This window comes from Xenorhabdus sp. PR6a, assembly GCF_028599065.1.
GTDB lineage: Bacteria > Pseudomonadota > Gammaproteobacteria > Enterobacterales > Enterobacteriaceae > Xenorhabdus > Xenorhabdus doucetiae.
Genome location: NZ_JAQRFJ010000103.1, coordinates 1 through 5,933, shown reverse-complemented (window position 1 = coordinate 5,933; position 5,933 = coordinate 1). Strand labels below are relative to the sequence as shown.

General features: G+C 43.7%; 10 protein-coding genes and 2 pseudogenes. 5 read left to right on the top strand and 7 right to left on the bottom strand.

Going from position 1 to position 5,933, the window contains the following annotated elements:
* The 3 genes and pseudogenes from PSI15_RS16925 to PSI15_RS16915 all read left to right on the top strand — a co-directional run.
* On the top strand, positions 1-862 hold an 862-nt coding region (locus PSI15_RS16925; protein ID WP_273584550.1), incomplete at its 5' end, for an RtcB family protein.
* An 84-nt stretch (positions 863-946) separates the two neighbouring features.
* Positions 947-1,192 (top strand): annotated as a pseudogene (locus PSI15_RS16920) (type II toxin-antitoxin system RelE/ParE family toxin); the annotation flags it as partial.
* 9 nt (positions 1,193-1,201) lie between these two features.
* Positions 1,202-1,501 carry a helix-turn-helix domain-containing protein gene (locus PSI15_RS16915; RefSeq protein WP_273584549.1) on the top strand — a complete coding sequence of 100 codons (300 nt, stop codon included), beginning with the start codon at positions 1,202-1,204 and terminating at the stop codon, positions 1,499-1,501.
* Positions 1,502-1,591: 90 nt separating this feature from the next.
* On the opposite strand, the gene PSI15_RS16910 is transcribed toward PSI15_RS16915, so the two are convergent.
* Positions 1,592-1,864: a type II toxin-antitoxin system RelE/ParE family toxin gene (locus tag PSI15_RS16910; protein WP_273584548.1), complete on the bottom strand. Its 273-nt coding sequence runs from the start codon at positions 1,862-1,864 to the stop codon at positions 1,592-1,594.
* On the bottom strand, positions 1,864-2,295 hold the full coding sequence (locus tag PSI15_RS16905; protein WP_273584547.1) for an antitoxin PaaA2 family protein: 432 nt from the start codon (positions 2,293-2,295) through the stop codon (positions 1,864-1,866). The genes PSI15_RS16910 and PSI15_RS16905 overlap by 1 nt, the downstream gene beginning before the upstream one ends.
* Positions 2,296-2,450: 155 nt before the next feature.
* Between PSI15_RS16905 and vapB the strand changes: the two are divergent.
* Positions 2,451-2,658, top strand: a pseudogene (gene vapB, locus PSI15_RS16900) (type II toxin-antitoxin system VapB family antitoxin).
* A 5-nt stretch (positions 2,659-2,663) separates the two neighbouring features.
* On the opposite strand, the gene PSI15_RS16895 reads toward vapB, so the two are convergent.
* From PSI15_RS16895 to PSI15_RS16880, 4 genes are all read right to left on the bottom strand, one after another.
* A complete protein-coding gene (locus PSI15_RS16895) occupies positions 2,664-3,152 on the bottom strand; it encodes a GNAT family N-acetyltransferase (RefSeq protein WP_273584546.1) in 489 nt (162 codons plus the stop codon).
* On the bottom strand, positions 3,143-3,415 hold the full coding sequence (locus PSI15_RS16890; RefSeq protein WP_273584545.1) for a type II toxin-antitoxin system TacA family antitoxin: 273 nt from the start codon (positions 3,413-3,415) through the stop codon (positions 3,143-3,145). Before PSI15_RS16890 ends, PSI15_RS16895 begins: the two co-directional genes overlap by 10 nt.
* A gap of 247 nt (positions 3,416-3,662) precedes the next feature.
* Complete coding sequence (locus PSI15_RS16885; protein WP_273584544.1) at positions 3,663-3,992, bottom strand: type II toxin-antitoxin system RelE/ParE family toxin; 330 nt, start codon at positions 3,990-3,992, stop codon at positions 3,663-3,665.
* The gene (locus PSI15_RS16880) at positions 3,961-4,197 is read right to left on the bottom strand and encodes a TA system antitoxin ParD family protein (RefSeq protein WP_045968401.1); all 237 of its coding nucleotides are present in this window, start codon (positions 4,195-4,197) and stop codon (positions 3,961-3,963) included. Before PSI15_RS16880 ends, PSI15_RS16885 begins: the two co-directional genes overlap by 32 nt.
* A gap of 450 nt (positions 4,198-4,647) precedes the next feature.
* Between PSI15_RS16880 and PSI15_RS16875 the strand changes: the two genes are divergently transcribed.
* Positions 4,648-5,541, top strand: a complete 894-nt coding sequence (locus tag PSI15_RS16875) for an Rpn family recombination-promoting nuclease/putative transposase (protein ID WP_273584543.1) — start codon at positions 4,648-4,650, stop codon at positions 5,539-5,541.
* Positions 5,542-5,713: 172 nt separating this feature from the next.
* On the opposite strand, the gene PSI15_RS16870 is transcribed toward PSI15_RS16875, so the two are convergent.
* Positions 5,714-5,933, bottom strand: a 220-nt coding sequence (locus PSI15_RS16870) for a DUF7823 domain-containing protein (protein WP_273584542.1), incomplete at its 5' end; no start/stop codon positions are given.

Sequence of the window (5,933 nt, the reverse complement as noted above, 5' to 3'; positions counted from 1 at the left end):
CGAATTAAGTGCCGTATTGAGTACACAAGCAGTAAAGGCCCATAGCCGATATGCGCCTGAAGCCTTTTTTGAAAAACGGGAAATTATCCGCCCAGCCAGTTTAGGCACGGTTGGTTCAGGTAACCATTTTGTTGAGCTGCAAATCGTCGATACTATTTTGGACAGGCATGCCGCTTATGCGGCGGGTTTACGCGAAGGTGAAGTATTGATGATGATCCACACAGGTTCACGCGACGTCGGGTTTTACGTTGGTCAACGTTGGGCGGATAAAGCGAGGGCACAGTGGCCTGCTACGGAAAAATATCCGGCATCCGGTTTGTTTGGTTTGACGGCTGAACATGCCCAAGAATACTTATTGGCGATGGGGGTAGCGGCGCGTTATGCGTGGGCGAATCGTATTGTCCTGACTGAGTTGGTGCGTTCTGCGTGGCAGAAAGTATTTGCACAGGATAAAAGTAAGCTAATTGTTGACCTCTCGCATAATATTATTTTTCCTGAGCAGGGAATGAATCTCCATCGTAAAGGAGCAACGCCCGCGCGGGCAGGAGAGTTGGCGTTGATCCCTGGTTCAATGGGAGATTATTCCTATTTGGTAAAGGGAAAAGGTCATTCGGATTGGTTATGGTCTTGTTCGCACGGAGCGGGGCGTTCAGTACGGCGTCAGGTAATGCGCGGTAAGTTACCGGATATCCGGCAAAATAGCCGCTTGCCGTGGCAGTGTATTACATTGAAAAGTGAGCGCTTGCGTGAAGAAGATCCTGCCGCTTATAAACCAATTACCCCGGTCATTGAAATTCAAGAACAAGCGGGATTGATTCAGCCTGTGGCAAGGGTCAGGCCGTGGATAACGTTTAAGGCGTAATATTGGGTTAAGTTTATAGCCAGAAAACGGCTACAGGATATGAATAATTGAACGGTAGCAAAGTTGTTTTTTCCCTCTTGAAACATTCTGCGTGAGTTTGGCCCGAATTTGGGACGTCCTCATGTGGATACTCTCAGGGATTCGAAATATCCCAACATAAGGAACTGAGGATTCAATTTGCGGGAAATCCGATAAGAGCATTCTTCGCTTTTGATCCACATCGTGATAGTGCTGTGTGCCGGTGATAAAACAGGCATGAATGAAAAACATTTTTATAAAGATATGATTAAACTGGCTGATACTGAGTTCAGTAAGCATTTGGAAAAATAAGGAGTTACCATGTCCACTTTAGATGAACTGATGGCAAAACGTAGCCCAGAAAGCAGAGAGCGCATTATAGCTCGTACTGAGGAATTACGTCGTGAAGTTATTCTTAGTCAATTGCGCGAGGAACTGAATCTGTCTCAGGCTGAGTTAACTGCGGCTATGGGAGTAAAACAGCCAACGTTAGCTAGAATGGAAAGCTCTGATAATGATCCTCGTTTATCAACATTGAAACGTTATGTAACAGCATTGGGTGGAGAATTAAGCATCAATATTACTCTGCCTACAGGTAAGCGAGCGGCGTTCCAAATATAAACTTGATGAAAGCACCTTATCATTTTTTATAGGGTGGCTGTCGGCATTTTTAGGGCTTGCCATCAAATAAGCGGTTTCTTTATAAGCCCTTTAAGGCCATTGTTGAGATGTGTGCAGTACTCGCAAAATAGTCACTGTTTCACCATATGCCTTGTACACTAAGATGTAATGAGGGTGAACCACAATTTCCTGTGTATTTTTGAGTCGGCCGGATTTATACCTATCGGGATTATCTTTTGCCCGTTCAGCGGCTGCTTCAAACGCGTCATCCAGCTTAATCGCCGCCTGTGGATTATCACGGGCAATATAGTTCATTATTTTTTCCCTGTCTTCCAACGCCATTGGTTTCCATTCCAGTCGCATTACAGTTCCTTACGCAAAGCCATTTTTCGTGATGCGAACTGACGTTTAGCATCTTCATGGGAAATCACCGGACGAGAATCGTCTATTGATGCTTGTACCTGCGTTTTGAACCAGACATCATAAGCAGCTGCTTCATGCGCGCGTTTCAGTGCCGCTGCCCGATCTGGTCGGGTATGGCTTTCTGGTGAATAATTCGCGGCATTCACATCAAACTGAACAATACCCATTTCTTTTAAATAATTCACCAAAGTTTCAAGCTTCTTAAACAGGCGAATCTGTCGGCTACGTTGTGCCACTAATGGATGTTCCACCAGACCATATTTAACCATTAAAGCCCAGCCTCCCTGCATACCGACAATATGCACAGCATGAACAGCACCGGTTTCAACCAGTTGATTAAGAGTAGAGTGGTCAATGGCTTTCGTTGCCATAGCGCATACCTCATATTATTTCGATGTAATTAATAAATGATTATATGGCGATTAATTATAAATTGCGCCATGAAAATTTACCCGCTTGCGTTTTTTGCTGAAAAAAGCAATGTATTCAATGCACTTAATCAGAAGACTTTATTTTGGAGGCCTATATGGAAAAGACAACCGTCTTTAAAAGTAATCGTAGTCGGGCTGTACGTTTGCCTAAAGCTGTTGCTTTACCGGAAGAGGTAAAATCATGTTGATATTATTGCTATCGGTCGAACCCGCATCATAACGCCAGCAGGAGAGGGATGGGATAGTTGGTTTGATGGTAAAAATGTCACTCCCGGTTTTATGATCGATAGGCAGCAGTCTTAAATTCATCAGTTCTTCCTGCCTAATGGCAGCATCAGCGTATAGGGTGCCAACTGTGACTGGGTGAAACCAAGGCGCGTATAGAACGTTCGGGCGTTCTCATCAAGTGCGTGGACGATGATAGCTGAAATGCCCACCTGTTCCGCCATGCTGGCGACACGTTTCCAGGCATCCTGGAGAAGCAATGCCCCGAACTTCTTCCCTTGATATTCCACATCGACAGCCAGACGGCCGAGAAGCACGACAGGGATAGGATCTGGCATATTGCGTTTAAGCGATGGTGTAGATTCAATATGATTAATTGAACCCGCGCTCAGACAATAATAACCGATAACGTCTTTTGTACCTTCCTTGCAAATCACAAAGGTGCGGCTCGCGCCGAGCTTATTATTTTTTAACGCCCGGCGTGAAAGCCATTCGTTTAATGTTTCATGCTGGCAATAAAAATCATTTATATTATGTTCAGCTGTTAATATTTCAGGTGCATTTATTCCCATGGTGCTTTATACCCCATGAGTTTTTTAAAACCGGCATTATCAGCAAGCGGTTGTTCCAGCATCTGCATGAACGCATGATATTTTTCGTCGTTAACGAAAAAGTGGTTTTGATCGAGTATCGCTTCTTCGGCTGCGCGGCAGGCAGCATCCAGAATGAAATCAGTTCGGGTCTTCGATTGCAGGTTTGCTGCATGATCAATAAGCTCCCGCTGAAAGGCTTTCGCCCGGATATTGATCGGGGTTTCTTTAGGTTGCGTTCTCATAAATCACCTGTGTCGCTAATGGATAGAGTATTATTATAACATCTGTATATCTAATGGCTATACGTTTGGCGTCACTGCCAACGATAGCGACACGCTTTTGCGGTTGCGACCGATCTGTCTACTGCTCATCACCTGTTTTAAAAGTCACAAATGATGATAATATGTGCTAATGTGGGTTTGTGTATAACAGTTAAGGAAGACCGCGTTTGATGGACTAAAAAGCCACACCAAAGTGCAGCCTTATAGACTATTTAATAAACTTTAAATCGTCTTTCCTGTGTCGCTTTTGTTCCTGATAAAAATTTTCATGAGAACCAAAATTTAACAGGTATAGCTCTATCTTTTCTTCAACCCAATGATATCCAAGCAAGGTTAGCAGGTTATTTAACTGAAATTTGTGAACGCGAAGAAAACTTAAATCGCCTTTCTTCTGTTCGCCAATTTCTGGGTCGTCGATAATTTTCTCTATCTCATCTTCCACGACGGCAAGAAGATTTTCAGGTAACTTAGATAATGCTTTAGAGAAACGCCTTGTTTCATAAATATCAATCTTGGGACTTTTTTGTCCTTCTGACATAACGCGACACCTTACCATTATTGACTTCGCTTTTCGCCAGTAACGACTCAAGGATAAAGGAGTACGGCAAATCAGGGTTCTCTTCGGCGATGCGACCTATTTTTGCCCAATGCTCAATCTGCTTTGGTACACTCCTGCTTGAAGCTTCTGCGTGAACCTTTACATCGCTAACGAAGTCATCATCTAAACGGATACTAATAGCCATTTGCGTAGCCTCTCGGTGTTTGTGTTACATGCGGTGTGAAACGCATACGCTTTCGGAAGCGCAGGTATAATGTGCGCCATTTTGTCGAATAACGCAATCTTTTGTTGCATTAAATAATTAAATACATGCCATCAGCCATTAGTAACACCAGTGACTTGTTTAAGGAAGAATTTTTAAAATTTCCATATCGGCGGAACCACGTTCAAATTTCACCATCCACTTTATCGCCCACCTGAACAATTTTCCATCATCAATAACCGACCTTGCAAAGCCTCTCGCAAAACAAATACTGGGTATACATCCATTACAAAAAGATTGTTAATTCCTCCGCAAAATCCGCTATTGCATCAATTTTGCGCCATTTTTGGGTTTAACTTGCGTTCCATTTTCGCCATTATCATGCAGGCCAGTGGCATTTTTTAACAATCAATGGAAACATGGAGAAAGTGAGTGGGAAACAAGGACGAAAGACCGAATCATGATGAATTATTCAAGTATGTTTTAACACAACCCAATACAGCCAAAGCATTTTTATCGTTATATCTGCCGGAACATGTCCGGTCGTTATGCCATTTCCCGACCCTACGATTAGAGCCGGGAAGCTTTATCGACGAAAAATTAAGGAAACTGTATACGGATGTTCTGTACTCGGTTGAAACGGTGCAAGGCGAGGGATATATTTATTGCGTGATTGAACATCAGTCAACGCCTGATCCGATGATGGCATGGCGGTTGATGCAGTATTCGGTGTCAGTGATGGCAAGTCACCTGAAAAACGGGCATAAAAAATTGCCGCTGGTTGTGCCCTTGCTGTTTTATCATGGAAAAACCCAGCCTTATCCTTATTCAATGCAGTGGCTGGATTGTTTTGACCAACCGGAGCAGGCAGCGCGTCTGTATAGCCAGCCGTTTCCGTTAGTGGATCTGAGTGTGTTCAGTGATGACGAGATCTTGACCCACCCTAAAGAGGTTGCCATGCTGGAGTGGGTTCAGAAACATATCCGCGAGCGTGATATGCACACCTGGTTCAACGGGCTGATTATGATACTGGGCACGGGAGATAATACAAAAGAGCAGGTTGAAGTTCTGCTTCGCTACTTATTGCATAATGGCCATGCGCAGAATTTCACTCAAATCATCCATCAAATGGCTAACCAATTGCCGGAGGACAAAAATATGGTGATGACCATTGCAGAAGCATTGAAACAAGTAGGGCGTGAAGAAGGCCGTGAAGAAGGTAAATTGGAAACCGCCCGTGCATTTTTACAAAACGGCGTGAGTGTGGATATCATTATTCGCAGTACAGGGCTAAGCCGGGAGCAGATTGAAGCGTTAAGGCATTGATTGATTTTCCTGTCACCTGCGCATGCTGGAAGATGCCGGCATGTGCAATAGCGCTTTTGAGTGTCCTGCTGTATTTTGACATACAAGACCCCCAATGTTGGTTTGGTTGTCCAACTATTGGAGGTCACTTCACGAAGTGCAGCCTTAAATTCAGGGAAGGGATTTGGTGGGATTATTCCCATTTAAAGCAAAAACGCTTGATATCACCCGTTTGCTTCATTATGGCAGTTAAAGTTTCTATCTCCTGACTATTATTATAATAAAAAGAATAATAAATAGATTTTTCACCGCCTAGTCCGGGGCCTTCATAAGGACGACCAAGATTATAGACTACACGACCATCGACCGTGACATAAAGGCTTTTTTTGTTACTGATCAGCTCTGCTAAATAG

Coding starts and splice junctions, on each gene's coding strand:
- PSI15_RS16915 (WP_273584549.1), top strand. CDS start 1,202: ATGTCCACTTTAGATGAACTGATGGCAAAACGTAGCCCAGAAAGCAGA.
- PSI15_RS16910 (WP_273584548.1), bottom strand. CDS start 1,864: ATGCGACTGGAATGGAAACCAATGGCGTTGGAAGACAGGGAAAAAATA.
- PSI15_RS16905 (WP_273584547.1), bottom strand. CDS start 2,295: ATGGCAACGAAAGCCATTGACCACTCTACTCTTAATCAACTGGTTGAA.
- PSI15_RS16895 (WP_273584546.1), bottom strand. CDS start 3,152: ATGGGAATAAATGCACCTGAAATATTAACAGCTGAACATAATATAAAT.
- PSI15_RS16890 (WP_273584545.1), bottom strand. CDS start 3,415: ATGAGAACGCAACCTAAAGAAACCCCGATCAATATCCGGGCGAAAGCC.
- PSI15_RS16885 (WP_273584544.1), bottom strand. CDS start 3,992: ATGTCAGAAGGACAAAAAAGTCCCAAGATTGATATTTATGAAACAAGG.
- PSI15_RS16880 (WP_045968401.1), bottom strand. CDS start 4,197: ATGGCTATTAGTATCCGTTTAGATGATGACTTCGTTAGCGATGTAAAG.